The organism is Neorhizobium sp. T6_25 (genome assembly GCF_002968555.1).
Taxonomy (GTDB): domain Bacteria; phylum Pseudomonadota; class Alphaproteobacteria; order Rhizobiales; family Rhizobiaceae; genus Neorhizobium.
Map to the genome: position 1 here is coordinate 126,481 of NZ_PVBL01000003.1, position 25,502 is coordinate 151,982.

Annotated in this window: 24 protein-coding genes; 13 read left to right on the forward strand and 11 right to left on the reverse strand. The window is 62.1% G+C overall.

All coding sequences use genetic code 11. The annotated features are described in order from the left end of the window. The first annotated feature begins 2 nt into the window (after positions 1 to 2). A complete protein-coding gene (locus tag C5L10_RS05165; protein ID WP_105428781.1) occupies positions 3 to 1,910 on the forward strand; it encodes a methyl-accepting chemotaxis protein in 1,908 nt (635 codons plus the stop codon). Between the two features lie 512 nt (positions 1,911 to 2,422). Here the strand turns inward: C5L10_RS05165 and C5L10_RS05170 are convergent. After that, positions 2,423 to 2,749, reverse strand: a complete 327-nt coding sequence (locus tag C5L10_RS05170) for a hypothetical protein (protein WP_046667247.1) — start codon at positions 2,747 to 2,749, stop codon at positions 2,423 to 2,425. A 231-nt stretch (positions 2,750 to 2,980) separates the two neighbouring features. On the opposite strand from C5L10_RS05170, the gene C5L10_RS05175 reads away from it, so the two are divergent. The 3 genes from C5L10_RS05175 (at position 2,981) to C5L10_RS05185 (ending at position 6,788) form a co-directional block, all read left to right on the forward strand. Further along, a complete protein-coding gene (locus tag C5L10_RS05175; RefSeq protein ID WP_105428782.1) occupies positions 2,981 to 4,399 on the forward strand; it encodes a phosphomannomutase in 1,419 nt (472 codons plus the stop codon). A gap of 35 nt (positions 4,400 to 4,434) precedes the next feature. Next, complete coding sequence (locus tag C5L10_RS05180) at positions 4,435 to 5,862, forward strand: mannose-1-phosphate guanylyltransferase/mannose-6-phosphate isomerase (protein ID WP_105428783.1); 1,428 nt, start codon at positions 4,435 to 4,437, stop codon at positions 5,860 to 5,862. Between the two features lie 242 nt (positions 5,863 to 6,104). Further along, positions 6,105 to 6,788, forward strand: a complete 684-nt coding sequence (locus tag C5L10_RS05185; RefSeq protein WP_245447924.1) for an FkbM family methyltransferase — start codon at positions 6,105 to 6,107, stop codon at positions 6,786 to 6,788. 90 nt (positions 6,789 to 6,878) lie between these two features. Here C5L10_RS05185 and C5L10_RS05190 read toward each other — a convergent pair whose 3' ends face one another. Both C5L10_RS05190 and C5L10_RS05195 read right to left on the reverse strand, forming a co-directional pair. Continuing rightward, a complete protein-coding gene (locus C5L10_RS05190; protein WP_105428962.1) occupies positions 6,879 to 7,886 on the reverse strand; it encodes an NAD-dependent epimerase/dehydratase family protein in 1,008 nt (335 codons plus the stop codon). Between the two features lie 102 nt (positions 7,887 to 7,988). After that, positions 7,989 to 8,384 carry a response regulator gene (locus C5L10_RS05195; protein WP_046667243.1) on the reverse strand — a complete coding sequence of 132 codons (396 nt, stop codon included), beginning with the start codon at positions 8,382 to 8,384 and terminating at the stop codon, positions 7,989 to 7,991. A 320-nt stretch (positions 8,385 to 8,704) separates the two neighbouring features. Between C5L10_RS05195 and C5L10_RS05200 the strand changes: the two genes are divergently transcribed. Beyond that, entirely contained in the window at positions 8,705 to 9,103 is a 399-nt protein-coding gene (locus C5L10_RS05200; RefSeq protein WP_046638067.1) for a DUF1236 domain-containing protein, read from the forward strand. An 88-nt stretch (positions 9,104 to 9,191) separates the two neighbouring features. Here C5L10_RS05200 and pncB read toward each other — a convergent pair whose 3' ends face one another. From pncB to C5L10_RS05235, 7 genes are all read right to left on the reverse strand, one after another. Beyond that, positions 9,192 to 10,496, reverse strand: a complete 1,305-nt coding sequence (pncB, locus tag C5L10_RS05205) for a nicotinate phosphoribosyltransferase (protein WP_105428785.1) — start codon at positions 10,494 to 10,496, stop codon at positions 9,192 to 9,194. Positions 10,497 to 10,661: 165 nt separating this feature from the next. Then, positions 10,662 to 10,991: a hypothetical protein gene (locus C5L10_RS05210; protein WP_105428786.1), complete on the reverse strand. Its 330-nt coding sequence runs from the start codon at positions 10,989 to 10,991 to the stop codon at positions 10,662 to 10,664. 81 nt (positions 10,992 to 11,072) lie between these two features. Then, the gene (locus tag C5L10_RS05215; protein WP_046667241.1) at positions 11,073 to 12,023 is read right to left on the reverse strand and encodes a glyoxylate/hydroxypyruvate reductase A; all 951 of its coding nucleotides are present in this window, start codon (positions 12,021 to 12,023) and stop codon (positions 11,073 to 11,075) included. Positions 12,024 to 12,049: 26 nt separating this feature from the next. Then, a complete protein-coding gene (locus C5L10_RS05220) occupies positions 12,050 to 13,678 on the reverse strand; it encodes an ABC transporter ATP-binding protein (RefSeq protein ID WP_105428787.1) in 1,629 nt (542 codons plus the stop codon). Between the two features lie 4 nt (positions 13,679 to 13,682). After that, positions 13,683 to 14,831: an ABC transporter permease gene (locus C5L10_RS05225; protein WP_105428788.1), complete on the reverse strand. Its 1,149-nt coding sequence runs from the start codon at positions 14,829 to 14,831 to the stop codon at positions 13,683 to 13,685. Beyond that, positions 14,831 to 15,916, reverse strand: a complete 1,086-nt coding sequence (locus C5L10_RS05230; RefSeq protein WP_046667238.1) for a microcin C ABC transporter permease YejB — start codon at positions 15,914 to 15,916, stop codon at positions 14,831 to 14,833. The genes C5L10_RS05225 and C5L10_RS05230 overlap by 1 nt, the downstream gene beginning before the upstream one ends. Before the next feature lie 145 nt (positions 15,917 to 16,061). Beyond that, entirely contained in the window at positions 16,062 to 17,897 is a 1,836-nt protein-coding gene (locus C5L10_RS05235; RefSeq protein ID WP_105428789.1) for an extracellular solute-binding protein, read from the reverse strand. A 196-nt stretch (positions 17,898 to 18,093) separates the two neighbouring features. Here C5L10_RS05235 and mepA point away from each other — a divergent pair, with 196 nt between their 5' ends. The 5 genes from mepA (at position 18,094) to C5L10_RS05260 (ending at position 22,313) form a co-directional block, all read left to right on the forward strand. Next, positions 18,094 to 19,149, forward strand: coding sequence for a penicillin-insensitive murein endopeptidase (gene mepA, locus C5L10_RS05240; protein WP_105428790.1), 1,056 nt, complete (start codon positions 18,094 to 18,096; stop codon positions 19,147 to 19,149). Positions 19,150 to 19,268: 119 nt separating this feature from the next. Then, positions 19,269 to 19,649: a methylglyoxal synthase gene (locus tag C5L10_RS05245; RefSeq protein WP_105428791.1), complete on the forward strand. Its 381-nt coding sequence runs from the start codon at positions 19,269 to 19,271 to the stop codon at positions 19,647 to 19,649. Positions 19,650 to 19,657: 8 nt separating this feature from the next. After that, positions 19,658 to 20,680 carry a glucokinase gene (locus C5L10_RS05250; RefSeq protein ID WP_105428792.1) on the forward strand — a complete coding sequence of 341 codons (1,023 nt, stop codon included), beginning with the start codon at positions 19,658 to 19,660 and terminating at the stop codon, positions 20,678 to 20,680. Positions 20,681 to 20,834: 154 nt separating this feature from the next. Continuing rightward, positions 20,835 to 21,653: a 4-hydroxy-tetrahydrodipicolinate reductase gene (gene dapB, locus C5L10_RS05255; protein WP_105428793.1), complete on the forward strand. Its 819-nt coding sequence runs from the start codon at positions 20,835 to 20,837 to the stop codon at positions 21,651 to 21,653. Positions 21,654 to 21,677: 24 nt separating this feature from the next. Continuing rightward, entirely contained in the window at positions 21,678 to 22,313 is a 636-nt protein-coding gene (locus C5L10_RS05260; protein WP_038592256.1) for a 2,3-bisphosphoglycerate-dependent phosphoglycerate mutase, read from the forward strand. A 51-nt stretch (positions 22,314 to 22,364) separates the two neighbouring features. Here the strand turns inward: C5L10_RS05260 and phnF are convergent, their stop codons facing one another. Continuing rightward, complete coding sequence (phnF, locus tag C5L10_RS05265) at positions 22,365 to 23,105, reverse strand: phosphonate metabolism transcriptional regulator PhnF (RefSeq protein ID WP_105428794.1); 741 nt, start codon at positions 23,103 to 23,105, stop codon at positions 22,365 to 22,367. An 84-nt stretch (positions 23,106 to 23,189) separates the two neighbouring features. On the opposite strand from phnF, the gene phnG reads away from it, so the two are divergent. From phnG to C5L10_RS05280, 3 genes are all read left to right on the forward strand, one after another. Next, entirely contained in the window at positions 23,190 to 23,663 is a 474-nt protein-coding gene (gene phnG / locus C5L10_RS05270; protein ID WP_105428795.1) for a phosphonate C-P lyase system protein PhnG, read from the forward strand. Then, entirely contained in the window at positions 23,663 to 24,265 is a 603-nt protein-coding gene (gene phnH / locus C5L10_RS05275) for a phosphonate C-P lyase system protein PhnH (protein WP_046638080.1), read from the forward strand. Before phnG ends, phnH begins: the two co-directional genes overlap by 1 nt. Before the next feature lie 102 nt (positions 24,266 to 24,367). After that, positions 24,368 to 25,474, forward strand: a complete 1,107-nt coding sequence (locus C5L10_RS05280) for a carbon-phosphorus lyase complex subunit PhnI (protein WP_046667230.1) — start codon at positions 24,368 to 24,370, stop codon at positions 25,472 to 25,474. The last annotated feature ends 28 nt before the right edge of the window (positions 25,475 to 25,502 follow it).

Here is a 25,502-nt window from a genome sequence, read left to right on the forward strand (position 1 = left end):
CCATGGCACTTTCAGTCCGATTCCAGATCCTTCTTCCCCTCATTCTCTCCATTCTCGCGGGCCTGGGAGCTGCCGCCCTCGTCGGATCGCAGGCGATCGAGGGCCAGGCGCACGTGGAACGCGTCGTGCAAGACGCGATTGCCGCCAAGACGCTGGCTGCGAGGACCGGAGCACAGTTCGAGAATGTGTCGGGCGTGGTCGCAAATCTCCTGGCGATGACGACGTTTGTTTCGGTCGAAGAGGTCAAAAAGCGGTTTGACACGACAAATGGCGCTTTGGAGGCGACGCTTGCCGAGTTCAGCCGTAATTCGCTGTCGCCTGCCGTTTCCGACAACGTCAGAAATCTCACCGAACTGCATGCTGCATGGCGCAGCAACGTGCGTATCATGCTCGGACTCGATCGGGCGAACGCTATCCCGACGGCCGAGCAGCTTACCCGCTCGCGCACGGCCATATTGGCAAAGATCCTCGACATCAACACGGTCGTGGACAAGGCAGCATCCGACAGGGTTGTGTCAGCCGGCGACACGCTTGAGACCGAGATACGCAACGAACTGACGACCGCCGCCGCACTCGCCGTCGTGGGCGTCGTCATTCTGCTGTTCGTCGCCCAGCGGATTGCCGGTCCGATCGTGCGGATCACCGCGTCGATGAAGTTGCTTGCGGGCGGCAACATCGAGGTCGTCGTGCCGAAACGTCGGGGCGCCAAGGAAATTCGCGCCATGATCGATGCCCTGGCCGTGTTCCGGGAAAATGCCCAAATGCGCGATACGCTGGAGAAGGAAGCGCAATCCCAGAGCACCAGTCTCGCCAATGTCTCGGCGGAAGCCCGGCTGCTGCAGAGCCAGGTGCGCGGGGTCGTCAACAAGGCGACCGAGGGCGATTTCTCCGGTCGCGTCAACGGTCCATTCGACCGTCCCGAACATCACGAACTGGCTCAGAGCCTCAATACGCTGATATCGAGCTTCGAAGGCGGGCTCAACGAAACCAGCCGCGTCCTGGATGCACTTGCCAATGCCGACCTGACGATCCGGTTCGAAGGTGTCCACAAAGGCGCATTTGCCGAGCTGCAGGACAATGCGAACGCAGTGACGAGCCGCCTCTCGGCCGTCGTGTCACGGCTGGCCGATGCTTGCGCGTCCGTCTCGGCATCCAGCGACGAGATTCTGCGCGGAACCACAGAATTGAACGGGCGGTCTACACGTCAGTCGTCGATGCTTCAGACAACGGCTGTGACAACGAACGCTGTTGCCGAAACCGTCGGCCAGAATTCCAAGCGGGCTGGCGAGGCCACCAGCGTGATCTCGGATACCAGCCACATGGCTGAAAACGGCAGCCAGGTCATGAACGGCGCGGAAAGCGCCATGGCGCAGATCACCGTCTCCTCCGGCAAGATTTCCGAAATCATCGGTGTCATCGAGGATGTCGCGTTCCAAACAAACCTGCTGGCGCTCAACGCGGGCGTCGAAGCCGCGCGTGCAGGCGAAAGCGGGAGAGGGTTCGCGGTCGTCGCAACCGAGGTGCGCTCTCTCGCCCAGTCGACCGCCAATGCTTCCAACGAAGTCAAAGCGCTCATTCAGAAAAGCCAGGCGGAGGTGAAGGCAGGCGCCGAACTGGTCCGCCAGGCGAGCGAGCAGTTTTCCCAGATCGTCTCGTCCATCGCATTCGTCTCTTCGCTTTCCAGCCAGATAACCAGCGAAAGCAACAATCAAAGTGCCAACCTTCGGCAATTGTCGAGCGCGATGAAAGATCTCGACGAGCTCAATGCCCACAGCAACCGGCTCGTTGGTGATCTTTCAGCCTCCACCGAGAGGACAAGCCGGGAAATGGAAGCACTGGCCGAGATCGTCAATCTGTTCCGCATCGACAATCGGGGGCAATCCCGCACCAGATCGGGCCGGGCTGCCTGAGACAGGCGACGCCGCGGGGCGTTGCGCTGTCGATATGGGCGGAGTTTTGACCGGGAAGCTCTGCCGCGGCCGGCAACTCTGACGGAACATGAACACAGCCGTCAGCGTTCGTTCATTTTCCGCGGCCTACCTTCACGGAAACCGCCAATCCAGCGGCCAATCCGAAGGAGGAGAAAATGAAAAAGTTCATTGCCGCCTGCATCATCGGGCTTGGATGTCTTACCACGACCGCGGCCCCGACCCTCGCCGATAGTTTCAGCATAACGATTGGCGATCGAGGATATCGGCCCGGACACCACTATCGGCCGTACCATCGCTACCATCGCCCCTACTATCGGCAGTATTCCAGGCACCATTACCGTCCGCACTGCAGGGTCCGCAGCGTCGAGTACCGCCATCATGGGCGGTGGGTCACCAAGACGACGCGCGTCTGTCGAGGCAGATAAATCGATCCCGACCCGCTAGACCCCGCCATGGCGTGCGGGGTCGATTGATTCGCGACGGACCCTGCACTATTGGGAGATCGAAAAGCTGACCTGCTGCCAACGGCGCAGCTGCGGATCGAAAGCGACTACGAGCTCGAAATCCCTACGGTCCAGGCCCTTGTCGGTGTTGATGTCGGCATAGCCACCCATGGAGAACCGACAATCGGCGATCCAGCGAAGATTGCCCCAGGCGACATCGACGATCTCGGGGCGTTGTTCGACGAGCTGGCGGGATTTCTCAAACGCGAGGTTTCCCGGGCATGCCTCGTCGGCCGGCTCGCCCACGGCCATGAGAAACGCAAGGCCGGCAATCGGCACCACGAAGGCGACGCTCTTTACGATATTCGCTCGCATCACGGCTCTCCTAAGCTTCGAACCCGAAGCAGCCGAACTCAAGAACAGGCCTAAATATCGGAACAAGGCCCTGATCATGCCGTCAAGGATAACATCATTTCGACTGGCTCGCCAAGCTTTGCGGAACGAGCTTAGGCACTACACCGCCGATTTGGGGTCTTGCCAATTTCAACTTTATCTTCATAGGAAATGAACTAGGACGATCCTTGGAGTCTCCTTGATGGGTAGCGCATGAAATTCGGAACGAGCGGTCTTCGGGGCCTTGTGACTGACCTGGAGGGGCGGGCTTCATCGCTCTACACCCAGGCCTTTGCCCGGCATCTCCTGGAAACGGGCACGGCCCGACTGGGTGATGCGGTGCTGGTGGGCCGCGATTTCCGCCCGTCCAGCCCCGGCATCGCCGCCACCTGCATCGGAGCGCTGAAGCGCGCCGGCCTTTCGCCGATCGATTGCGGCGCGGTGCCGACGCCGACGCTGGCGCTCTACGGGCTTCAGCTCAAGGCCGCATCGCTGATGATCACCGGCTCGCATATCCCGGCTGACCGCAACGGCATCAAATTCTACCGGCCGAATGGGGAGATCGACAAACAGGACGAGATGCGGATCACCGCGGTCGCTGCCGAACTGGACAGAAGCGAGATCGACACGACGCCCGGCGAAGCGCCGGATCATTCTGCCGAAGCCGAGGCGCTGTTCCTCGCCCGCAATATTGCAATGCTACCCGCGGGCGCGCTCGCCGGCCTCAAGGTCGGCGTCTATCAGCATTCGACGGTTGCCCGCGATCTCATGGTGCGGGTTCTTGAAGTTTATGGCTCAGACGCAGTGCCGCTCGGCCGCTCCGAAGAATTCATTCCAGTCGACACGGAAGCGGTCTCGATCGAGACAATCGGCCTCCTCAAGGGCTGGGCGCGCGAACATGGGCTCGACGCGATCATCTCTGCCGACGGCGACGGCGACCGGCCGCTGGTTTCCGACGAAACGGGAGAACCGCTGCGCGGCGATCTTTTGGGCCTGATCGCGGCAAAGTTCCTGAAGGCGCAGGTGGTCGTAACGCCGGTCACCTCCAATTCGGGCATCGAGGCGGCTGGGGATTTCGAGACCGTCCGCACCAAGGTCGGATCGCCGTTTGTCATCTCCGGCATGCTCGCAGCACTCGAAGCCGGCAAGACGGGCGTCATGGGCTTCGAAGCGAATGGCGGGCTTCTGACCGCCTCGCCTTTCGATACCGGCACGGGCACGCTCTCGCCACTTCCCACCCGCGACAGTTTCCTGCCGGTGCTGGCGACGCTTGTGCTGGCTGCGCGCGAGAAGAAGCCCCTGTCGCAAATCGCGGCCGGTTTCCGCCTGCCGTTTGCTGCGGCCGACCGGCTGGAGAATTTTCCCGTGGAAACGAGCGCCGCGCTGATGGCGCATCTCAGGCGATCCGACGACAATCTTGCGGCGTTCCTCGCGCCGATTTCGACAGTCGCTGCCAAAAGCGATATCGATGGCCTGCGGGTGACGCTTGAGGATGGCCGGATCGTGCATTTGCGGCCATCGGGCAACGCACCGGAAATGCGCTGTTATGTGGAAGCCGGGACGGAAGACGAGGCGAAGGCCCTGTTGCACGACGGGCTGAACCTCATCCGCGCCTGGGCTGCAAAAATTTGAGCGATAATCGGACGATAACTGCCGGAGATATTGGAATGAATAGCAAGATCATCCCCGTCATCATGGCAGGCGGCAAGGGCACGCGGCTCTGGCCGCTGTCCCGCGCAAGCGCGCCAAAACAGTTCATCCAGTTCATCGGCGACAAAACGCTGTTCCAGGCGACGCTGTTGCGCGTTTCGGACCCAAAGCTCTATGAGGCTCCGGTCGTCATCACCAACGAGGATTTCCGGTTCCTGGTGGCCGAACAGGCCCGCGAACTCGGCATCAAGCTCTCCGGCATCCTGCTCGAACCCGTCGCCCGCAATACCGCCCCGGCAGTCGCCGTCGCTGCCGCCTTCGTCGAAGGCCGCTTCGGCGAGGATGCGATCCTGCAGGTGCTTGCCTCGGACCACGAGATCACCGCGGATGCCGGCTATTTCGATGCGATCGGCATTGCCAGGCAGACGGCCCTTTCCGGCAAGCTCGTCACCTTCGGCATTGCTCCGACGGAGCCCGCCACCGGGTATGGTTACATCGAGATCGGCGAGGCGCTGCCGGCCGGCGCCTGCAAGGTCAAGCGCTTTGTCGAGAAGCCGGTGCTCGCCGAGGCCGAGAAGATGCTGTCGACCGGCGGTTTTGTCTGGAACTCCGGTATCTTCATGTTCAAGGCCGGTCAGGTGCTGAGCGAACTTTCCACCTTCGCGCCCGAGGTCGAGGCGGCCGCCCGCGCCGCACTTGCCAAGGCTTCGAGCGACCTCGACTTCACCCGCCTCGATGCGCAGGAATTTGCCGCAAGCCCGGATATCTCGGTCGATTACGCGCTGATGGAAAAGACCTCCAATGCGGCGGTCGTACCCTCATCGTTTAACTGGTCCGATCTCGGAAGCTGGGACGCCGTCTGGAAGCTCGGCGCCCGCGACGAGGCCGGCAACGTCACCTCCGGCAAGACGACGCTGATCAACACCAGGAACTCGCTCGTGATGTCGCGCACCAGCCATCTCGCAGTTCAGGGCCTGGATGGCGTCGCCGTCATCGCCAGCGAGGACGCCGTCTATATCGGCCGGCTGGAAGACAGCCAGGATGTCGGTAAGATCGTCAAGCAGCTCGCCGCAGCCAAGGCGACCGCGGCGCTGACCGAAACCCATCCGACCTCCTATCGGCCCTGGGGCGGCTATACGTCGGTGCTCAACGGCGATCGTTTCCAGGTGAAGCGGCTGTTCGTGACGCCCGGCAAGAAACTCTCGCTGCAGAAACATCACCATCGCTCGGAACACTGGATCTGCGTCAAGGGCACGGCGGAAGTGACGATCGGCGAGGAAACCCGGATCGTCAGGGAGAACGAGTCCATCTATATTCCGCAGGGCGAAGTGCATCGGCTCGCCAATCCCGGCAAGATCATGCTCGAAGTGATCGAGGTGCAGACCGGTTCCTATCTCGGCGAGGACGACATCATCCGCATCGTCGACGAGTTCGGACGCGGCTGAGGCACTCCTGGAAGTAATGGCAGCCTGTTAGGTTATTGTCTCTGCAGCTCTGAAACAGGCGGATCATCCGCCGATAGTGGAAAGGGTACCGCATGCGCCCCCGGAATATCCTGTTGTCTGCGTCAGCGCGAAGCATCGGATCGTTGCTTCACAACCCATCACTTCAAAGGAAAGTTTTCAACGCCGTTCGGTTGAACCGCCCCGAGGTAACGGATTGGGTGCAATCCGAAGACTTGTCGTTCATGGCATACTCGATTGCGAGGCGCCGGAAATCCAAGGCGCAAATACTGCAGGATCTCTGGGTTTGTTATGAGCTCGGGGAAAAGAAAGGCGGGTTCTTTGTCGAGTTCGGCGCGACGAATGGAGCGACCAACAGCAACACCTGGTGGCTTGAGAAAGAACTCAATTGGCGCGGGATCTTGGCGGAGCCTAATCCCGTCTGGCATGCCGCGCTTGCGAGAAACCGGATGGTTCATATCGAACATCTATGCGTTTCTTCCAAGTCGGAAGAAGTCGTGAGGTTTCTGGCCATGGACGGCGTCGATCCCGAGCTCAGCGCGATCGCGTCTTTCGCCGATGGCGATCATTTCGCCGACGTCCGCAAGGGCGGAACCGCTCTCGACATCAGGACGATCTCTCTGAACGATCTGCTCGACAAATACGACGCTCCACAAGAGATCGACTATATTTCCATCGATACCGAAGGCAGCGAACTCGATATCCTCTCCGCTTTCGACTTTGCCCGACGACGTTTCAGTCTCATCTCGGTCGAGCTGAATTCCAAGACCGAGAAGGGCATCGAAGAACTATTGCTGAGAAACGGCTACACTCGCGTCTTTCAGCAGTTCTCGCAGTGGGATGGATGGTACGTTTCCTCGGAATTAAGGTCGGAAGCACCCTTCGAGATCGCCGCGCCATTGATTTAACGCATGAGGCGCCGAACGGCCGAGTCGTCAGCACCGCTCCGGTGTTTTCCGGTGCCGGCTTTCGGCATGCGGTTCTCGGCGGGAAGCCGCTCAGTCGATCTCGTGGCGGTGGTCGAGATACCATTGCACGAAGGCCTTGACGCCTTCCTCCAGGCCGATCTCCGGTTTGCGGCCGGTCAGCGCCACGAGAAGATCGGGGCTGGCGAAGGTTCTCGGCACGTCGCCCTTCTGCATCGGCAGCATCTTGCGCTTGGCCGGCTTTCCCATGATCCGTTCTATGGTTTCGACGAAATCGATGAGGCCTGAAGGCTGGCCGCCGCCGATATTGACGACGCGGAACGGTGCCTGATGGGAGAGCGTATCGATGTCCGCGACGCGATTGTCTTCGCCGGGATAGACCTTGGAGAGGTCGATGATCGAATTCACCAGGTCGTCGATATAGGTGAAGTCCCGGCTCATCTTGCCTTCGCCGTAGATCTCGATCTCGCGATCCTCGATCATCGCCTTGACGAACTTGAAGAGCGCCATGTCCGGCCGGCCCCAGGGACCGTAGACCGTGAAGAAGCGGAAGGCGGTAATCGGCACCTTGTAGAGATGGGCGTAGCTGTGCGCCATCAGTTCCATGGCCTTCTTGCTCGCCGCATAGAAGGTCAAGGGTTCGTCGGCGCGGTCGCTTTCGCGGAAGGGAATGTCCGGATTGGCACCGTAGACCGACGAGGTCGAAGCGAGCATCAAATGGCCGACGCCGTAGTTGCGGGCAATCTCCAGGATATTCCAGGAGCCGATGAGATTGGAATCGAGATAGGCCTTGGGATTTTCAAGGCTGTAGCGCACGCCGGCCTGGGCGGCGAGGTGGATCATCACATCCGGCTTGAAGTCCTCGACCGACTTGTCGAGCAGCGACTTTTCCTCCAGCATGCCGATAACCGGGCGGAAGGCAGGGAATTGTGTGAGCCCGGCATTGCGAGCTTCCTTGAGGCGCAGGCTGTAATAGGGCGTCATCCCGTCGAAGCCTAGAACCTCGTGGCCATCTTCCAGCAGGCGTCGCGCCAAGTGGAAACCAATGAAGCCTGCCGTCCCGGTGATGAAGTAACGCATGTATGACCCGCTGTCGCTCTGGGGCGATCCCATAGCGCGGATATCCGGTCCTGTCATCTCAGGGGCAGAAGTTATTTAAACTGTCGGACAATCAGGCCGCTTTCAGTGAAAGAGCCGCAGCCGCGCCGGCGGCACGCCCGGCCGGCCGTTCTTGCGATCGACGGCGAACTGGATAAGATCCATCGAAGCCTGGTCGGTCAGCGGTTTTGCCATTACGCCGAGGACCCCGGAGACGCCCGCCGCCACAAGGCCCGGATTGCCGGTAATCATGATTACCACGATGCCGTATTCCGCCAGCGCCTTGGCGATCTCGGGGCCGGTCTCGCCGTCGGCAAGGCGCACGTCCACGAAGGCTATATCCGTGTCGCGGGTATAGTTCAGCGCCACGGTCATGTCGGGTGCTATTCCGACGACGTCATGGCCGCTTCGATGGACGGCGTCCTCGATATCCATCGCGACCAGCAAACTGTCTTCGACGATCAGGAAACGATATTCCAACGGCAGATCCTCCCGGACTGAAGGAGGCAAATAGACTCCGATCGTCGCTTGGCAATAGGAGCGGAGTCTCGATGTCGATTTTTTGATCTAGATCCCTGGGGTCAGGGCGCAGCGCCGGCCGCTAAGCCGATAGATTTGCCGGAACGGAGGCCTGTGAGGGCTACGTTGCCGGCTCAGTTTCGACGAGCGGAACATGGCCGCATCTCCCGAACACCACCTCGCTCAAGATTTCAGACCCTTACGAAAGGTGACTGCTAGACAGGAACCACTCAAAAACTGGCGGGTTAGCCCTTCGGAAGTTCAAAAAAAGGAGAAGACCCATGAAGAAGATCATTCTCGCGTCCTGCGCCATTCTCGCCGCTTCCTTCGCGACCCAGGCCGGAGCACAGCAGGGCACCGTCAACGGTGCAGCCGGCGGCGCGGTTACCGGTGCTATCGTCGGCGGTCCAGTCGGCGCCGCAGTGGGCGGGGTCGTCGGTGCCGTAGCCGGTACCGCCATCGATCCGCCACCGCGCGAAGTCGTCACCTATGTCGAGGAACAGCCCGCCCCGACCGCCTCCGTGACCGTCGAGCAGCCGATCGTTGTCGGCAAGCCGATCCCGCAGAGCGTCGTCGTCACACCGGTGCCCAGCAATCCGAAGTATGCCTACACGGTAGTGAATAATCAGCGCGTGATCGTCGATCCGCAGACCCACACCGTCGTGCAGGTTATCCGGTAAACGAAGGCCCCCAATTCCTCTTAAGCCAACCAACACAGACAGGCTCCGCCAACTTCCAGCGGGGCCTGTCGCCCTTTGAGCTTTGCGATCAGACCAGAACGACCTGATCGACGCGATCTTCCTGGCCGAAGAACTTCAGATACCGTTCCACCTCGGCCGGATCTCCGGTCGCCTTGCGCGGATTGTCGGAAAGCTTCACCGCCGGACGGCCATTCGCCTCGCTTACCTTGCAGACGATGGAGATCGGCATCAGGCCGGCAATCTCATGGGGTGCGCAGCCGGCGAAATCGTTGGTCAGGTTGGTGCCCCAACCGAAGCTCATGCGCACGCGGCCCTCGAAATGCCGGTAGGTGTCGATGATCGCATCGACGTCCAGCCCGTCGGAGAAGATCAGCAGCTTTTCCCTGGGGTTGCGGCCCATCTTCTTCCACCAGGCAATGATCTTTTCCCCGCCCTCGATCGGCGGAGCGCTGTCGGGGCGGAAACCTGTCCAGTCGGCCACCCAGTCCGGCGCATCGCGCAGGAACGCCGCCGTACCGAAGGCGTCCGGCAGGACGATCAGCAGGTTGCCGCCGTAAAGCCGGTTCCAGTCCTTCAGGACCTGGTAAGGGGAAGCGCGCAGCTGCTCGGCGGTCTCGGCGAGTGCCGCGGCCACCATGGGCAGTTCGTGCGCATTGGTCCCCACGGCCTCGAGATCGGAGTCCATCGCAAGCAGGACGTTGCTGGTGCCGGTGAACGCCGGGCCGATGCCTTCCTTGAGCGCCTCTACGCACCAGCGCTGCCACAGGAAGCTGTGACGACGGCGCGTACCGAAATCGGAGATGCGCAGGCCCGGCAATGCCTGCAGCCGCTCGACCTTTTCCCACATCTTGGCCTTGGCCCGGGCGTAGAGAACGTCGAGCGTAAAGAAACCGAGCGAGCGCATCGCGGAGCGGGAGCGCAACTCGTTGATGATCGCGAGTGCGGGGATTTCCCAGAGCGTCGTTTCCATCCACTTGCCGTGAAAGGTCAGTTCGTACTGGCCGTCGCGCTTCGAGAGTTCGTATTCCGGCAGCTTGTAGGTGGACAGCCAGTTGAGGAATTCCGGCTCGAAAATCTGCTTGCGACCATAAAACGTGTTACCCGCGAGCCAGATCATCTCCTTCTTGGACAGGCCGACCGTGCGGGCATGGTCGAGCTGCTCGCGCAGCGCGCCCTCGTCGATCTCCTCCGCCAGCTTGACGCTGGTCGTGCGGTTGATCAGCGAAAACGTGGCGTCCACGTTCGGATAGAGTTTCCAGATCATCTGCAGCATCAGGAGCTTGTAGAAATCCGTATCGATCAGACTGCGGATGATCGGGTCGAGCTTCCAGGTGTGGTTATAAACCCTGCTCGCGATATCGGTCTTGGTCATGCCTGCCCCTGCCCCGGCCCTTCCGGGCCGGCTCCGCCGATTTCGATGCGTATGGAGGCAGCGGCTGATCAACCTCCGGGCATTTTTATCGAAAAAAATGCAGAACAAGTCCAGACGCAATTCGGCCGCGAGGGGTCGCGGCCGAAAAAATCAGAAATGATGTAGTCAGTTGCCGGATTTCGAGTTGGTTGCCGGTGGCGCGGCGGCCGGCGGCGTAGAGGGATTGGCGGTCGGCGGCGCATTCGGGTTAGCGGGCGTCGTGCTTCCGGCTGGCGGCGTAGCGGTCTGTTCGTCCGGCGGTGCGGCGCTCCGGCCGTACCACTCGGCGCCGGCCCAGGCGACCATTGCCAGAATAAGGCCGGCAATCAGCACCTTCAGGACCGGTGCACCCCAGCTTCCCTGCCGCGCTTCCGTAGCGGTCTCAACAACCGGCGGCGAACCGATCGGGTTCGGATGACGGGGCTCGGCTTCCTGGGGATCGAAACGAGTGTTCATGATTTCGCTCCTTGTTCGGCCGGAATGCCCGGCTCATGCACAAGAAACGGTCGGCGGAAACGAATGTTCCGGCAGGAGGGCTCAGTAGCCCGCCCGGCGATCTACCACGTGCTGCAAGGGGTCGCCCGCCTCGTAGCGTTCCATCTGGGTCTCCGCATTGCGAAACAGCGCCCTTACATCGGACGCGGAAGCCGCGTGGGGGGTAATGATGACGTTGTCCGTCGTCCAGAGCGGGCTATCCGCACCGAGTGGCTCCTTCTCGAACACATCCAGGGACGCGCCGCCGAGGATGCCGTTGTCGAGCGCGGCAACAAGATCGCTCTCCACCTGGCTGCCGCCGCGTCCGGCATTGATGAAGACCGGTTTGCCCAAGGCGCCGCCCTGGTGAAGCTTCGCAAACAACGAGGCATTGAAGATGCCGCGCGTCTCGGGCGTCAGCGGCAGGAGGCCGACCAGAATGTCGGTGCGGGCAAGGAAAGCATCGAGCTCGCCGCCGTCGAAGGTCTCGACGCCCTCGATCGTCTTTTTGCTGCGCGACCAGCCGATCACGTCGAAACCCATGATCTTCAGTTTGCGGACCGCGTCCTGGCCGAGCACGCCAAGGCCCATCACGCCGACGGTCAGGTCCTTCGCTTCCGGCTGGGAGAGTTCGCGCCACTGGCGTTCGCGCTGCTGCCCGAGATAGGCCGGCACCTGCCGCAGGTGACTCAGGGCCTGCAGCACAACCCATTCGCTCATCCGCGTCGTCAGGCTTTCATCCACGAAACGGACGATCGGAATGTCCGGCAGGCCGGGCATGGTGAGGATATAATCGACGCCGGCGCCGCCGGAAAACAACACCTCCAGCTTCGGCGCCCGCTGGAACAGATCCGGGTCCGGCTTCCAGATCACAGCGTAGCGCGCCTCGGACATGTCCACTCCCGGATCGGAGGCGTGCAGCACGGTGCGGCCGGTGAAGGCGCTGGCGAGGGCGGCATCGATCTCGCGGCGCTCGAATTTAAGATCGACGACGACCGGATGTTTGGCAGGCATGGACTGATTGACCTTGATTGCTATGATTACTGGTTGATGGCTTCGATTTCGACGGCTTCCAGATTGAAGGCGGCGGCCATCAGGGCGCGGGTATAATCCTCTCTCGGCGCCTGGAAAATCTGGTCCGCGGGACCTTCTTCCACCACCTTGCCGAGCCGCATGACGATGACGTGGTTGGCGAGCGCCTTCACCACCTTCAGATCGTGGCTGATGAAGAGATAGGCGAGATCGTGCTTCTTCTGCAGGTCGCGCAGGAGATCGACAACCTGGGCCTGCACGGTCATGTCGAGCGCCGATGTCGGCTCGTCGAGCATCACGAAACGCGGTTTCAGCACCATGGCGCGGGCGATTGCGATGCGCTGCCGCTGGCCGCCGGAAAATTCGTGCGGATAACGCCAGCGGGTCGCCGGATCGAGGCCGACTTCGCTCAGGGCCCAGGCGACACGCTCGTCGCGGCCATCGGCGGAGAGCGACCGCTCATGCACCTTCAGTCCCTCGGCGACGATATCGCCGACCGACATGCGGGGGCTCAGCGACCCATAGGGATCCTGGAAGACGACCTGGAGACGGTCGCGGAACGGACGCATTTCCTTGAAGGAGAACTTGTCGATGTCCGTTCCGATGAAGGCGATGCGGCCCCTGGAGGAGATGAGCCTTGCCAGCGCCAGGCCGAGCGTCGTCTTGCCCGAGCCGGATTCGCCGACCACGCCGAGCGTCTCGCCGGCCCGCAGTTCGAGATCGACGCCATCGACCGCCTTCACATGATCGACCACCTTGCGCAGGAAACCCGCCTTGATCGGAAACCAGACGCGGATGTCCTTGCCTTCCATCACCACCGGCTTCGAGGGATCGGTCGGCGGCGGCTCGCCGCGCGGCTCGGAGGCGAGCAGATGGCGCGTATAGGCGTGTTGCGGATTGGCGAAGACCTCCTCCACCGTGCCGGTCTCGACGATCTTGCCCTTGGTCATGACGCAGACGCGATCGGCGAATTTCCGGACAATGCCGAGATCGTGTGTGATGAACAGCATGGACATGCCGTGCTCGCCCTTCAGCCCGCGCAGAAGATCGAGGATCTGCGCCTGCACGGTGACGTCGAGCGCCGTGGTCGGCTCGTCGGCGATCAGCAGTTTCGGGCGGTTGGCGAGCGCCATGGCGATCATGACGCGCTGGCGCTGCCCGCCTGACAGCTCGTGCGGATAAGCTTTCAGCCGCTTTTCCGGCTCGCGTATGCCGACTTGGTTCAGGAGTTCGAGCGTGCGGATACGCACTGCCTGACCCGCAATTCCGTGATGAAGCTCAAGGATTTCGCCGATCTGCTTCTCGATCGAATGAAGCGGATTGAGCGAGGTCATCGGCTCCTGGAAGATCATCGTGACGTCGTTGCCGCGTACGCGGCGCAGTTCCGGCTCGGACGCCTTCAACATGTCCTTGCCGTCGAACAGGATCACCCCGGACGGATGGCTTGCCGAAGGATAAGGCAGCAGCTTCAGGACCGAATTGGCGGTCACCGACTTGCCGGAGCCGGATTCCCCGACCAGCGCCATCACCTCGCCGGGCATGATGTCGAACGAGACCCCGTCGACGGCAATCGATGTATCGCTGCCCTGATGGAAGGCGACGGAGAGATCGCGGACGGAAAGAAGCGGCTCTGTCATCGGCTCACCCGAACGTCTTTCTCGGATCGAAGGCATCGCGCACGGCCTCGCCGATGAAGATCAGCAGCGAAAGCATGAGGGACATGGTGAAGAAGGCAGTGAAGCCGAGCCATGGCGCCTGGAGGTTGTTCTTTCCCTGCGAAATCATCTCGCCGAGAGACGGAGAGCCTGCCGGCAGGCCGAAGCCCAGGAAGTCGAGCGAGGTCAGCGTCGCGATCGAGCCCGACAGGATGAAGGGCAGGAAGGTCAGCGTCGCGACCATTGCGTTCGGCAGCAGGTGCCGGGACATGATCGTCCAGTTGCCGACGCCGAGCGCGCGGGCGGCACGGACATATTCGAAATTGCGAGCCCGCAGGAACTCGGCGCGCACCACGCCGACGAAACCGACCCAGGAGAAAAGCAGGAGGATGCCGAGCAGGACGAAGAACCCTGGCGGCAGGATCGAGGCGATGATCAGCAGGATGTAGAGAACCGGCATGGACGACCAGATCTCGATGAACCGCTGCATCAGCAGGTCCGTCCAGCCGCCGAAATAACCCTGGATCGCGCCGGCCGTCACGCCGATTACTGCCGAGCAGATCGTCAGCACCAGGCCGAACAGGACGGAGATGCGGAAGCCGTAAATCATGCGGGCGGTCACGTCGCGTGCCTGATCGTCGGTGCCGAGCCAGTTCAGGTTGCCGAGGATGCAGTTCTGGTCCTGATCCTTCTGCGGATAGGCGGCGCAGCGGTCTGCCTTCTCCATCAGCCAGAAGGGTTCGGTCGGCGCCGAATGGGGAATGTTGGAATTGACCGTCTGGTAGGAATAGCGGATCGGCGGCCAGACCATCCAGCCGTTCGCGTCGATTTCCTGCTGGATGTAATCGGAGCGGTAATCGGTCGTCGCCAGGAAACCGCCGAACTTCTCTTCCGGATAGTCCACCAGGACCGGGTAGAGGATCTCGCCCTTGTAGGAGGCGACGATCGGCCGGTCGTTGGCGATGAATTCCGCAAACAGGCTGAGCACGAAAAGGATCATGAACAGCCAGAAAGACCAGTAACCCCGCTTATTGGCGCGGAAATTGGCGAGCCGCCGCCGGTTGGTCGGCGAAATCCAGGGCCGCTTCTGTGGCGGTGCCGTCTGCACGGTGGTCTTTGCGGCGGTCGCCTCCATCAGACATCCCTCCGCTCGAAGTCGATGCGCGGATCGATCCAGGTATAGATCAGGTCCGAAATCAGGCTGACGAACAGGCCCATGAGCGAGAAGATGTAGAGCGTGCCGAAAACGATCGGGTAGTCGCGGTTGACGATCGCGAGATAACCGAGGCGCCCCAGTCCATCCAGCGAGAAGATGTTCTCGATCAGCAGCGAGCCGGTGAAGAAGGCCGAGATGAAGGCGCCCGGAAACCCTGCGATGACGATCAGCATGGCGTTGCGGAAGACGTGGCCGTAGAGCACCTGCCGCTCGTTGAGGCCCTTGGCACGCGCCGTCGTCACATACTGTTTCTTGATCTCGTCGATGAACGAGTTCTTGGTCAGCAGGGTGGTGGTGGCGAAGGCCGAAAGCGACATGGCGATCAACGGCAATGTCAGGTGCCAGAAATAGTCGATGACCTTTTCCCACCAGGAAAGTTCTGAAAAATTGTCCGAAACCAGGCCGCGCAGCGGGAACCAGTCGAAGAAGGAACCGCCTGCGAAGAGCACGATCAGCAGGATGCCGAACAGGAAGCTCGGCACCGCGTAACCGATGATGATCACGCCGGAGGTCCAGACGTCAAAGGTCGAGCCGTCCTTGACTGCCTTGCGGATGCCCAAGGGAATCGAGATCAGGTAGGAGACGATCAGAATCCAGAAGCCGAGCGAGATCGAGACCGGCATCTTGTCGATGATCAGATCGAGCACCGAGGTATTGCGGAAGAAGCTCTCGCCGAAGTCGAAGCGGATATAGTTCCACATCATTTCGAGGAAACGCGTCGCCGGCGGCTTGTCGAAGCCAAACTGCTTTTCGAGCTTGGCGATGAACTCCGGATCGAGGCCCTGGGCGCCGCGATAACGGCTTTCCTCGCCTCCGCCCTGTTGCTGGAGCAGGTCGCCGCCGCCACCGGAAAGCCGGTCACCGGTATCCTGGCCCTGGATCTGGGCGATCACCTGCTCGACCGGGCCGCCAGGCGCGAACTGCACGACGAGGAAGGAAATCGCCATGATGCCGACGATCGTCGGTATCATCAGCAGAAGACGGCGGAGAATATAGGCGCCCATCAGAGCTCCCTGCCCGTGGCTGCCGGGCTTGTCTCATCGCATATCCCAATGCCGATCAAATGGCTCTTTCCTCTTTTCCGGCGCGAATCATACGGGTTCATTTGGAACAGGTGCCGGTCGGCGGCGCAAGTCCGCGCCCAATTCTTCACTTCGCGGCGCTTCTGGTCGACCAGGTCTCGGGGAAACCCGTGCTGTATTCCGGCAGTCTCTGCGGATGCGTGAGACGGTTCCAATAGGCGATCCTCGCTTCGCCGGAATAGAACATCGGGACCACATAGTGGTTGGCGAGCAGCACCCGGTCCATCGCCTTGACTGCCGCCACCTGGTCCTCCCGCTTCTCGGCAAAGGTGATCATGTTGATCAGCTGGTCCACAGCAGGATCGGCGATGCCTGCATAGTTGCGTGATCCCGGCCGGCTGACGGACGCCGATCCCCAGTAGTCCGCCTGTTCGTTGCCGGGGTTCATGGTCTGCGCCCAAACCCCGTACATCATGTCGTAGTCGAAGCTGCGGATTCGATTGATATATTGCGATGCGTCGACGATCCGGAGCCGGACATCGATGCCGATTTTCTTGAGACTTGTCACATAGGGCATCACGGTCCGCTCCTGCGACTGGCTGTTCAGGAGAATTTCGAAACTTAAAGGTTGCCCGGTCTTGGCATTGACCATCCGGTTGCCCTTCAGCTCCCAACCGGCCTCCTTCAGCAGGCTGACGGCCGTGCGCAGGTTGTCGCGCACCTTGTTGGGGTCGCCACCGACGGGGTTGGTGTAGGGGGTTGTGAACACCCGCGCCGGGATCTTGTCCTTCAACCCGTTGAGGATTTCCAGTTCCTTTCCCTGGGGCAGGCCAGAGGACGCAAGCTCGGTGCCCCAGAAGAAGCTATCGACCCGCTTCAGGCCGCCATAGGCAAGGTTCTTGTTGAGATCCTCGAAGTCGTAGGCGTAGTTCAGCGCTTCGCGGACCCGCGCGTCCTTGAAGATGTCGCGCCGCATGTTCGGCACGAAAGCCTGCATGACGCCGACGGCCTTGAACGGATTGGTCAGTGCTTCCTTGATAACCCGGCCATCCTTCACCGCATCGAAATCGTAACGGGTGACCCAGCGGCTCGAACTGTTTTCCTGGCGGTAATCGATGTTGCCAGCCCGGAAGGCCTCGAATTCCACGTCGGCATCCGAAAAATAGGTATAGCTGATCGTCCGGAAGTTATACTGGCCGAGGTTGATCGGCAGATTTTTGCCCCAGTAGTCGTCGCGGAGCTCGTAGCGAATGGTGGAGCCCGGCTGAATGGCGCCAATCTTGTAGGGTCCGGACCCGATCGGCGGCTCCAGGGTGGTGCGGGAAATATCGCGCTGGTTGCCCTGTGCGTCCTTGCCTTCCCACCAGTGCTTCGGCAGGACCGGGAAGTCGCCGACGATCGAAGGCAATTCGCGGTTGTTCTTTTCGTCGAAGCGGAAGGTCACTTCGCGATCGCCGGTCTTTTCAGCACCGGTGACGTGCCGATAGTAGCCGGAATAGAGGGCGCTGTGCTCCTTCAGCTTCCCCAGGCTGAAGATCACGTCTTCCGGAGTGACCGGCTGCCCGTCCGACCATTTCGCCTCCGGCCTCAACCGGAACGTCACCGAAGACACGTCATCCGGATAGGACACCGCCTCGGCCAAAAGACCGTAGGTGCCGAAAACCTCGTCCTCCGACCGCTTCATGAGCGTGTCGTAGATCAGGCTGACACCCGAAGCCACGGCACCCCGGTCGATCACCAGGTTGAGGTTGTCGAACGTGCCTTCATCGCCGAGGCGCAGTTCGCCGGCCTTCGGCGCGTTCACATCGACATAGGGGAGCTGCTTGAAGCCTTCCGGCAGCTTGAGGTCACCGACAACGGCCATGCCATGGCGCCATTTCGGTTCCTGGGCCGGCACGTTCGACGCTGCGAGAACCGTCGCCAGGACGATCGCGAAACCTACCTTCAGCCGAGCCGGAACCATTCGTTACCTCTTCCGAGTTTCTGTGTTGCGGTGAAGCATAGGACAAAAGGCGGCGAAAAACAGGAGTTCGGCGCTCACATCCGTTTTATCCGGCGTTTATCTTCCGGAAATCGGCAAGGCTTCCACCATCTCCATTTCACCAAAATCCTGTTTCACGGTAGATTCGAGGCGATCAGGTGATTTGCGGCGGATGGGCATGAAATCGATTTCGGGTACTATTTTGCGGTTGACGGTGACCGCTTTCCTTTGCAGCACCTTCACAGGGCCGGTGGCAGCGCAGGAAGGCACGCCGGCCAAACAGCTTTTTGGCACCGTGAAGCTCCCGAGCATGGCGGAGGCGGAACCGCTCGGTTTCTATGCGAAGGGTTGCATGTCCGGTGCCGTGGCGCTGCCGACCGACGGACCGACCTGGCAGGCGATGCGCCTCTCGCGCAACCGCCGCTGGGGCAATCCGGCAATGATCTCATTGCTCGAACGGTTCTCCGGCGATGCCGCAAGGCTCGGCTGGGGTTCCGGCATTCTGGTCGGCGACATTTCCCAGCCGCGCGGCGGTCCGATGCTCACAGGCCATGCTTCACACCAGATCGGCCTCGACGCCGATATCTGGTTCACGCCGAAGCCCGCCCAGCCGTTGACCGCGCAGCAACGCGAAAGCATGCCGTTCACCTCCATGCTCGACAAGAGCAAGTTCCTGACCGTCGATCCCAGCCGCTGGACCAGCACCCACGCCAAGGTCGTCATGCAGGCGGCGAGTTATCCGCAGGTGGAGCGGGTCTTCGTCAATCCAGCCATCAAGAAGAAGCTTTGCGAAACCTGGACCGGCGATCGAAGCCTGCTTGGTAAGGTGCGGCCGATCTACGGCCATGACGAACATTTCCATATCCGCATTCACTGCCCGGCCGGCGCTACGGCCTGCCAGAGTCAGGCGCCGGTCACCAAGGGCGACGGCTGCGACAATTCCCTCGCCTGGTGGTTCAGCAAGGAGCCGTGGGCGCCGCCGCCCAAGCCGGACCCGAACAAGAAGCCGGTCAAGCCTCGCCAGGTCATGCTCTCGGATCTGCCGAAAGCCTGTGCAGCCGTGCTTGCCGCCCCCGCGCGCTCCGAAGATGACGCCACCTTCGGCGGCAGCGCCGTGGCCTACACCGCTCAGCCTGCCGCATCGGCACCGGCAAAGACCATCGAGGCGATCGTCAACGATCCGCCGGCTGCTTCCGACGACATGCCGATCCCGACGCCGCGTCCGCTGCAATAGTTCCGGATGAGGCCGGCAATCGAAAACGCCGGTTTCGACGCCACCTTTCCAAGAGCGAAGCGGCACGCTAGAACGCGTCACAAATCGATTGAATATCGTTCTGGCGAGGATACCCAATCATGTCGGCCAAGCCCTGCATTGCGCTCATCGCGCACGACCAGAAGAAGAACGACATGGCGTATTTTGCCCGCCATCACCAAGTGGCGCTTTCACGGTTCCGCATCGTCGCTACCGGCACGACGGGCGGCCGGGTTCAGGATGCCTGCCCCGGCCTCGACGTGACGCGGCTGAAGAGCGGCCCGCTCGGTGGCGATCAGCAGATCGGCGCGATGATCGCCACCGGCGAGGTTCACATGCTGATCTTCTTCATCGACCCCTTGAGCGCGCTTCCCCACGATGTCGACGTCAAGGCGCTGACGCGGCTTGCAACGGTCTATGACATACCGATGGCGCTCAACCGCGCCACCGCCGAAAAACTCATCGACTTTCAGAAGGACTAAGCTTCCCGATGGCCGATAATATGAAGATCGACAACCTGCCCTTTCCGATCCTGATCGGCGATATCGGCGGCACCAATGCCCGCTTCTCGATCCTCCTCGACGCCGATGCGGAACCGAAGCCGTTCCCGAACGTGCGCACCGCCGACTACCCGACGATCGATGACGCCATCCAGAAAATCGTGCTCGACAGGAGTTCGGTAAAGCCCCGTTCCGCGATCCTTGCCATCGCGGGGCCGATCGACGGCGACGAGATCGACCTGACCAATTGCGACTGGGTGGTGCGGCCGAAAGGCATGATTGCCGATCTGGGCTTCGAGGACGTGCTGGTCGTCAACGATTTCGAAGCCCAGGCGCTTGCCGTCGCGGCCATGCCCGACGAATACCGCGAGACGCTTGGGCCCAACAACGAGCCGCATATGGCGTCGCGCGTGGTGCTCGGCCCCGGTACCGGCCTCGGCGTCGCAGGCCTCGTCTATGCGCGGCACATGTGGTTTCCGGTTCCCGGCGAAGGCGGACATGTGGATGTCGGCCCGCGCTCGGAACGGGATTTCGAGATCTTTCCGCACCTCAAGCGTATCGAGGGTCGCGTTTCTGCGGAAGAAATCCTGAGCGGGCGCGGCGTCGTCAACATCTACCAGGCCGTCTGTGCGGCCGACGGTCTGCAGCCCGCGTTTTCCGATCCGGCGGATATCACGGCCCACGGTCTGAACCGTTCGAATTCCCAGGCCGTCGAAACGCTTTCGCTGTTTGCCACCTATCTCGGCCGGGTCGCCGGCGACATGGCGCTGATCTTCATGGCGCGCGGCGGCGTCTATCTTGCCGGCGGCATCTCGCAGAAGATCGTTCCGGCGCTGAAAGGCCCGGAGTTCCGCGCCGCCTTCGAGGATAAAGCGCCGCATACGGAGCTGATGGGCACGATCCCGACCTTCGTGGTGACCCACCCGCAGGCAGCGCTGGCCGGCCTGGCAAGCTTTGCCCGCACGCCTTCCGCCTACGGCCTTTCCATGGATGGCCGCCGCTGGCAACGTTAGGTACGGCCCGAGATCATCGTCGCGGGCGAGGCTCGGTTTCCTGGATACGGCCTGCAAGAGATACTTGCGCAGTGCGGAAGCGGCCTTTACGCTCGCCCCAACAAGCTGTAACCGCTCCAAAAGACTGACCGACGAAGCAAGGACTGCGCCGCGCATGACCGCAAATGACATGAAACTCGTGGTGGTTGGTGCTGCAGGCCGGATGGGCCAGGCCATGATCCGGGTCATCCATGAAACAGCAGGCGTGACGCTGCACGCGGCCGTTCAGCGGGAGGGTTCGCCGTTCATCGGCAAGGACGCCGGCGAGCTTGCGGGTGTCGGAACTCTTGACGTTCCCGTAACCTCAGATCCGCTGAAGGCTTTCCTCGATGCCGACGGTGTCCTCGATTTCACCACGCCCGCGACCAGCGTCGCCTTCTCTGTCCTCGCCGCACAGGCACGCGTTGTCCATGTCATCGGCACGACCGGATGCTCGGTCGAGGACGAGGAAAAGTTCAGGGCGGCTGGCCGTCATGCGCGCGTCGTCAAGTCCGGCAATATGAGCCTCGGCGTCAACCTGCTCGGTGTGCTCGTCGCGCAGGCGGCGAAGGCCTTGCCCGCCGCCGGCTGGGATATCGAGATCGTCGAAATGCATCACAAGCACAAGGTCGACGCGCCATCCGGAACGGCACTGTTGCTCGGCGAAGCGGCAGCGCAAGGCCGCGGCATCGATCTCGCAAGCCAATCCGTCCGGGTGCGCGACGGCCATACGGGCGCCCGCCCGACCGGCACGATCGGGTTTGCGACGCTGCGCGGCGGCTCGGTCGTCGGCGACCATTCCGTCGTGCTTGCCGGCGAAGGCGAACTGGTGACGCTCTCGCACAGCGCGCGCGACCGCTCGATCTTCGCCCGCGGCGCAGTTGCCGCGGCGCTCTGGGCGCGCGACAAGAAGCCCGGCCACTATTCCATGCTCGACGTGCTCGGGCTTTCCTGAAATCTTCCCGGAGGAATTCATCCCATGAGCGGAACTCTCGTCCTCGTTCGCCACGGCCAGAGCGACTGGAATCTCAAAAACCTTTTCACAGGCTGGCGCGACCCGGATCTGACGCCGCTCGGCATCCAGGAAGCCGAAGCCGGCGGCGAAGCGCTGGCGGCAACGGGCATCAAGTTCGACATTGCCTTCACCTCGGTGCTGAAGCGCGCCCAGGACACGTTGAAGATCGTCCTCGACAAGGTGGGCCAGCCGGATCTCGAGACGATCCGCGACCAGGCGCTCAACGAGCGCGACTACGGCGATCTTTCCGGCCTCAACAAGGACGATGCGCGCGCCAAGTGGGGTGAGGAGCAGGTGCATATCTGGCGCCGTTCCTACGACATCCCGCCGCCGGGCGGCGAAAGCCTGCGCGATACCGGCGCCCGCGTCTGGCCCTATTACATGACGGAAATCCTGCCGCGCGTGCTGCGTGGGGAAAAAGTCCTCGTCGCCGCCCACGGCAATTCTCTTCGCTCGCTGGTGATGGTTCTCGACCGGCTCAGCAAGGAAGAAATCCTCAAGCTCAACCTCGCGACCGGCGTGCCGATGGTCTACACGCTCAAAGCCGACTCGACCGTCGCTTCTAAGGACGTTCTCGGCGACATGTCCGGCGCGCACTGAGACAAATTCACAAGCCCAATCCGCACCGCGGATTGGGCTTACTTATCCTACTCAATTCTCGATCGTGAACTGCACCATGTCGGCCGGGAAGCGGCTGACGGCGTATTGGATCGGCACGCCTTCCGTATCGGTGTTGAGCGCGCGGGCCACGAGGATGATGGCTCCCGGCGATAGCTGTAGGTCAGCGAGATCCGCGCCATCTGCATGGGTCGCGGTCACTTCCGTCGAGACACGCAGATAGTCCGAAAGGCCGAGCATCCGGAACGCCACGGTGATCGAGCCGGTTTTGCTGTAGGCCTCCTCGATGCCGCCGAAACGGTCGGCCGGAAACCAGGTCGTCGAGCGGGAAACCGGGCGGCGATCCGCTTTCCTCAGCGTTTCCAGCCGGATCACCTGCGCACCTTCAGGAATGCGCAGCCGGGTCGACAGGTCGACTGTGGCCGGTTCCTGGGCCGAATGCAGCAGCAGGCCCTCCTTTTCCCGCGCCTGGTCGCCGATGCCCTCACTGAACCGGGTGCGCCGCGTGATCGGGAAGTTCAGCCGTTCCTTGCGCTCGATCAGCGTACCGCGCCCCTGTACCGAACGAACAATGCCCTCCTGAGCGAGGGCGGCAAGCGCGCTCCTGACCGTATGGCGATTGACGCCGAACTGCGCAGCCAGCGTGAATTCCGGCGGCACCTTGCCGGTCGCGTCGTAGTCGCCATTGGCGATCGAGGCGCGAATGCGGTCGGCGATCTGCCGCCATAGCGCCACGCCGTTTTGGCGATGAACGTTTGTCTGCCCGGTATCCATGTCACACGCTTGTTATATCAGAAAGTTAGTAGTACATATAACTTGTATGATTGTCTATATCAATAGACATTTAGGAGCTTGGCAATGGACCTGGCGAAACAAATCGAGCCGAATGCAGAAACCGCCGCGCGCCGTCGCGCCGCCGGGCTTCTTGCGCGCGCGACGGCGAGCGAACTGCATGCCGCCTGGGAAAAACTTCCGGCCAAACCGGAGGTCAAGCCGGTGCGCGGCCCCGAGACCGGACTGGTGATGGTCCGCGGTCGAATCGGCGGCGGCGGCGCACCCTTCAATCTCGGTGAGGCGACGGTGACGCGTGCGACCGTGCTCCTGGCATCCGGCACCGCCGGCCATGCGCAGGCGCTTGGCACCGCGAAGGCGAATGTCCGGCTCGCGGCCATTTTCGATGCGCTCTGGCAGGAGGCCGGCACGCGCGATTTCGTGGAGGCCACGTTGCTCGGTCCGATAGAGGCCCGCATCGCAACGGAAGATAAACAGAAGGTGGAGGAGACGGCCGCGACCCGCGTCGATTTCTTCACCATGGTACGGGGGGACGACTGATGAACATCAAGACGCAAGCGCTTTCCGGCGGGTTCAGAGAACCGGTCTTCGAATCCCAGGACGTGTTCCGCATGCTGATGGACAGCATGGCCCGTCCGGGAACGATCCGTACCGTTGGACCGGATGTCGGCCAGCCGGAGCCGCTTGGAGGAGCGGCCGGGGCGATTGCCGTGACGCTCTGTGACCATGAAACGCCCGTGTGGCTGAGCGCCGGGCTTTTCAAATCGGCCGTCGGCGAGTGGATCGGGTTCCACACCGGTGCGCCGATCACCCGCGAGAAGGCCGAGGCCCGCTTTGCCTTCGTGGAGGCCGGGGCAGCGCTTGCCTCGTTCGGCCTCTTCTCGGCCGGCACGCAGGAATATCCCGACCGTTCAACGACGCTGGTGATCGAGGTCGCAGCACTTGGCGAAGGCCTGCCGCTGACACTGACCGGGCCCGGCATCCCGCACGCGACCACCGTCATGGTGAAGGGCCTTCCGGAAGTTTTCCTGCGGCTCTGGGCCGACAACCGGGCGCTCTTTCCGCGTGGCGTCGATGTCATCCTGACGGCCGGCAAAAACCTGTTGTGCCTGCCGCGGACTGTCCGCATCGCCACCCAATGAACGGTCGACCGACTTTTTAACCTTGGGGCCGCCGCTTGGGGCCAAACGACCAAACCTTCCCGCATCCTGATGGGATGCCGGTAATGGCCAGGAGAATGAACCATGTATGTTGCCGTCAAGGGTGGCGAGGCCGCCATCAACAATGCTCACAGGCTGCTGGCCGACCGGCGTCGGGGCGATCGCTCGCTTCCTTCCGTCACCATCGAGCAGATCGTCGAGCAGCTGGGCCTCGCCGTAGACCGCGTGATGGCCGAGGCCTCGCTTTATGACCGGGCGCTCGCAGCGCTTGCCATCCGTCAGTCGCGCGGCGACATGATCGAGGCGATCTTCCTGCTGCGGGCCTATCGCACCACGCTGCCGCGCTTCGGCTCGTCCGTTCCGGTCGATACGGCCGCCATGAAGGTCGAGCGGCGCGTTTCGGCGACCTACAAGGATCTGCCGGGTGGCCAGCTTCTCGGAGCCACGTTCGACTATACCCACCGGCTGCTCGATCCTTCTCTGCTCACCGACGAACCGGTCGACGAGCCGGAACGCCGCGACGCGCCGCAAGAGCACGTCATGCGGGTCTCCGACATTCTCGCCCATGAAGGCCTGATCGAGGCGGACAGCGAGTTTTCCGAGGACCATCAGGCCGGCGACCTCACCCGCGAGCCGATGGAGTTTCCGATGAGCCGGGATCTGCGCCTGCAGGCGCTCGCCCGCGGCGACGAGGGTTTCCTGCTGGCGCTCGGCTACTCCACCCAGCGCGGCTACGGCCGCAACCATCCGTTCGTCGGTGAAGTCCGCATCGGGGAAGTGGAAGTCGAGATCGAAGTTGCAGAACTCGGTTTTGCCGTCTCGCTCGGCCGTATCCGGATCACCGAATGCCAGATGGTCAACCAGTTCAAGGGTTCGTCGAAGGCGCCGCCGCAGTTCACCCGCGGTTACGGCCTGGTGTTCGGCCAGAGCGAGCGCAAGGCGATGTCGATGTCGCTGGTCGACCGGGCGCTGCGTGCCGAAGAGCTCGGCGAGGACATCACCGCGCCGGCGCAGGACGAGGAATTCGTGATCTCCCATTCGGACAACGTGCAGGCGACCGGTTTCGTCGAGCACCTGAAGCTGCCGCACTACGTCGACTTCCAGGCCGAGCTTGCGTTGGTGCGCAAGATGCGATCGGACATCGAGACGGCGCGCAATGGCGGTAGCGGCCTTCAGGAGGCCGCCGAATGATGCCGGTCCGGCCGCAGTTCGGGGGCGG

What these genes read in the sequence shown, in the direction of transcription:
- C5L10_RS05165 (WP_105428781.1), top strand. Translation starts at nt 3, where the DNA reads ATGGCACTTTCAGTCCGATTCCAGATCCTTCTTCCCCTCATTCTCTCC.
- C5L10_RS05170 (WP_046667247.1), bottom strand. Translation starts at nt 2,749, where the DNA reads ATGCGAGCGAATATCGTAAAGAGCGTCGCCTTCGTGGTGCCGATTGCC.
- C5L10_RS05175 (WP_105428782.1), top strand. Translation starts at nt 2,981, where the DNA reads ATGAAATTCGGAACGAGCGGTCTTCGGGGCCTTGTGACTGACCTGGAG.
- C5L10_RS05180 (WP_105428783.1), top strand. Translation starts at nt 4,435, where the DNA reads ATGAATAGCAAGATCATCCCCGTCATCATGGCAGGCGGCAAGGGCACG.
- C5L10_RS05185 (WP_245447924.1), top strand. Translation starts at nt 6,105, where the DNA reads ATGGCATACTCGATTGCGAGGCGCCGGAAATCCAAGGCGCAAATACTG.
- C5L10_RS05190 (WP_105428962.1), bottom strand. Translation starts at nt 7,886, where the DNA reads ATGCGTTACTTCATCACCGGGACGGCAGGCTTCATTGGTTTCCACTTG.
- C5L10_RS05200 (WP_046638067.1), top strand. Translation starts at nt 8,705, where the DNA reads ATGAAGAAGATCATTCTCGCGTCCTGCGCCATTCTCGCCGCTTCCTTC.
- pncB (WP_105428785.1), bottom strand. Translation starts at nt 10,496, where the DNA reads ATGACCAAGACCGATATCGCGAGCAGGGTTTATAACCACACCTGGAAG.
- C5L10_RS05210 (WP_105428786.1), bottom strand. Translation starts at nt 10,991, where the DNA reads ATGAACACTCGTTTCGATCCCCAGGAAGCCGAGCCCCGTCATCCGAAC.
- C5L10_RS05215 (WP_046667241.1), bottom strand. Translation starts at nt 12,023, where the DNA reads ATGCCTGCCAAACATCCGGTCGTCGTCGATCTTAAATTCGAGCGCCGC.
- C5L10_RS05220 (WP_105428787.1), bottom strand. Translation starts at nt 13,678, where the DNA reads ATGACAGAGCCGCTTCTTTCCGTCCGCGATCTCTCCGTCGCCTTCCAT.
- C5L10_RS05225 (WP_105428788.1), bottom strand. Translation starts at nt 14,831, where the DNA reads ATGGAGGCGACCGCCGCAAAGACCACCGTGCAGACGGCACCGCCACAG.
- C5L10_RS05230 (WP_046667238.1), bottom strand. Translation starts at nt 15,916, where the DNA reads ATGGGCGCCTATATTCTCCGCCGTCTTCTGCTGATGATACCGACGATC.
- C5L10_RS05235 (WP_105428789.1), bottom strand. Translation starts at nt 17,897, where the DNA reads ATGGTTCCGGCTCGGCTGAAGGTAGGTTTCGCGATCGTCCTGGCGACG.
- mepA (WP_105428790.1), top strand. Translation starts at nt 18,094, where the DNA reads ATGAAATCGATTTCGGGTACTATTTTGCGGTTGACGGTGACCGCTTTC.
- C5L10_RS05245 (WP_105428791.1), top strand. Translation starts at nt 19,269, where the DNA reads ATGTCGGCCAAGCCCTGCATTGCGCTCATCGCGCACGACCAGAAGAAG.
- C5L10_RS05250 (WP_105428792.1), top strand. Translation starts at nt 19,658, where the DNA reads ATGGCCGATAATATGAAGATCGACAACCTGCCCTTTCCGATCCTGATC.
- dapB (WP_105428793.1), top strand. Translation starts at nt 20,835, where the DNA reads ATGACCGCAAATGACATGAAACTCGTGGTGGTTGGTGCTGCAGGCCGG.
- C5L10_RS05260 (WP_038592256.1), top strand. Translation starts at nt 21,678, where the DNA reads ATGAGCGGAACTCTCGTCCTCGTTCGCCACGGCCAGAGCGACTGGAAT.
- phnF (WP_105428794.1), bottom strand. Translation starts at nt 23,105, where the DNA reads ATGGATACCGGGCAGACAAACGTTCATCGCCAAAACGGCGTGGCGCTA.
- phnG (WP_105428795.1), top strand. Translation starts at nt 23,190, where the DNA reads ATGGACCTGGCGAAACAAATCGAGCCGAATGCAGAAACCGCCGCGCGC.
- phnH (WP_046638080.1), top strand. Translation starts at nt 23,663, where the DNA reads ATGAACATCAAGACGCAAGCGCTTTCCGGCGGGTTCAGAGAACCGGTC.
- C5L10_RS05280 (WP_046667230.1), top strand. Translation starts at nt 24,368, where the DNA reads ATGTATGTTGCCGTCAAGGGTGGCGAGGCCGCCATCAACAATGCTCAC.